Origin of the sequence: Microbulbifer epialgicus, from assembly GCF_041447265.1 — a bacterium.
GTDB classification, from domain to species: domain Bacteria; phylum Pseudomonadota; class Gammaproteobacteria; order Pseudomonadales; family Cellvibrionaceae; genus Microbulbifer; species Microbulbifer epialgicus.
This window is the reverse complement of record NZ_JBGMEK010000217.1, coordinates 1-1532: the sequence shown is the minus strand read 5'-3', so window position 1 is coordinate 1532 and position 1532 is coordinate 1. Positions and strand designations below refer to the sequence as shown.

Genomic DNA, 1532 nt, shown 5'->3' with positions numbered 1-1532 from the left:
CCAGCAGCTTCTTTTTTGCCGCTGGAGCCCTAGCCCGATTACAACCAATTGTTTAAAAACTCCTGTTTTTACAGCTTTTATCCGCTAGCGGATAAATATTCTTTATTTGGGGGCTCGAATTTCCGACATGTAGCATTCCACCAGCCACGAACATAAACATGTCGTAATTGCCTGACCAGACCCTGCCGGATTCTGCCCGCGGTGATCGGCTGTCGACTTCGCCAAGGACTTATCTGGCTCAAATTTTTAGCGCTGTCCCCACCGACGATCGTCAATAATTGAATCAGCCCATAACCTATGCTGGTGATATGTATCCAGCGGCTCAACACTTGTCGCGTCTGCTGCCAAGCCTCTTTTAGTCCCCACGATTGTTTCAATTCATGGAATAGAGTTTCTATCGCCCAGCGTCGGCTGTAGCTCTCAATCACCTCTTCCACTTTCAAACTGGTGTTTGTCGAGAGTAGCAATCGTGCCGCTTTCCAGCATTGCCTTTTCTCATCCCAATATTCGCACCAAACCGCACGTATCAACTGCCCACCTAAGAATCGTGCCATAAGCACCTTGCTGCGATAGCGTATCTTTTGCTCTCTTCCATGTAACCAGAGGGTAACCTCTGTTCTTTTCAGGTGTGCTATACGTCCTTTGTTATACGGCTCCCCATATTTCCTGTTGCGGCCGCGTTGCCCTGGTTTTCGTGGCGCCGGGGTGTCACATAGACGAGTGTCTATGCGAACTTGGCCAATTACCTCGAAGCCATAACCCTGCAAGCTTTCTATAAGGCTCCGACGCATGTACCAACTATCCATTAATATCCGCACTGATTTACCTAAAAACCGCTTATATATTGCGCGAATGAGCACTTGTGCTGCTCTCAGTTTGCCACTGTTGCCGGCACTTGGGCTCAGGCGATTTAATAGCGGAATGGCCACAAATTGTTGGGCGCCTCGCTTTACTACCAATGCCAGGCTGACGAAACACTGACCCCGTACAAACTTCGCTAAGTTCGGTTTGTTGCCATGCTGGTGATGAATCTGGCTGGCTGGTGCTTTTTTTGAGGCTCTCAGGGTTAAGGTATCATCGATGGCAAGGTGGATAACGTCGTCTCTGTGCAAGGAAATCAGTAACCTCGCAAACTGATTGACCAGTGCAAGCCATGACCACTTTCCTTTCTGCAACCACTTGTAGTAACTGGTCCAGTGATTGCGCATATCCAATATCAAGTAGGCTTCGGTCACAAAGCCCGCCGGTGTTAGCATTGCACCGAGCAGCAGCTCGATAAAAGTCCGAATTGATCTTGCGGGTATGCTTTGCGTCAGAAATGTAATCCAATCAAATAGTTCACGGGGGATGTTGCAACATCCTTTCGTGTCCATTACGACCTCCAGTTGTGTATTCAACACTTTTCTGGAGGCCGCGCCCTTTACGCCATGCCTTCGGCATAGCGAGGCGTAAAGGGCGCGGCGAAACTTTCTTCGCCTCTATGTCAAGCTAGTTTTTGTCCGTTTTTTGACCCATGAAACTCTAAACTCTAG

Annotated in this window: 1 protein-coding gene; it reads right to left on the bottom strand. The window is 48.8% G+C overall.

Features of this window, described 5'->3' with window-relative positions:
• Positions 1-77 precede the first annotated feature (77 nt).
• Complete coding sequence (locus ACCI49_RS24610; RefSeq protein WP_371841899.1) at positions 78-1373, bottom strand: IS701 family transposase; 1296 nt, start codon at positions 1371-1373, stop codon at positions 78-80.
• Between the last annotated feature and the right edge of the window lie 159 nt (positions 1374-1532).

Bases quoted from the DNA above. Each gene is read 5' to 3' on its own strand.
- ACCI49_RS24610 (WP_371841899.1), bottom strand. From the start codon at position 1,373: ATGGACACGAAAGGATGTTGCAACATCCCCCGTGAACTATTTGATTGG.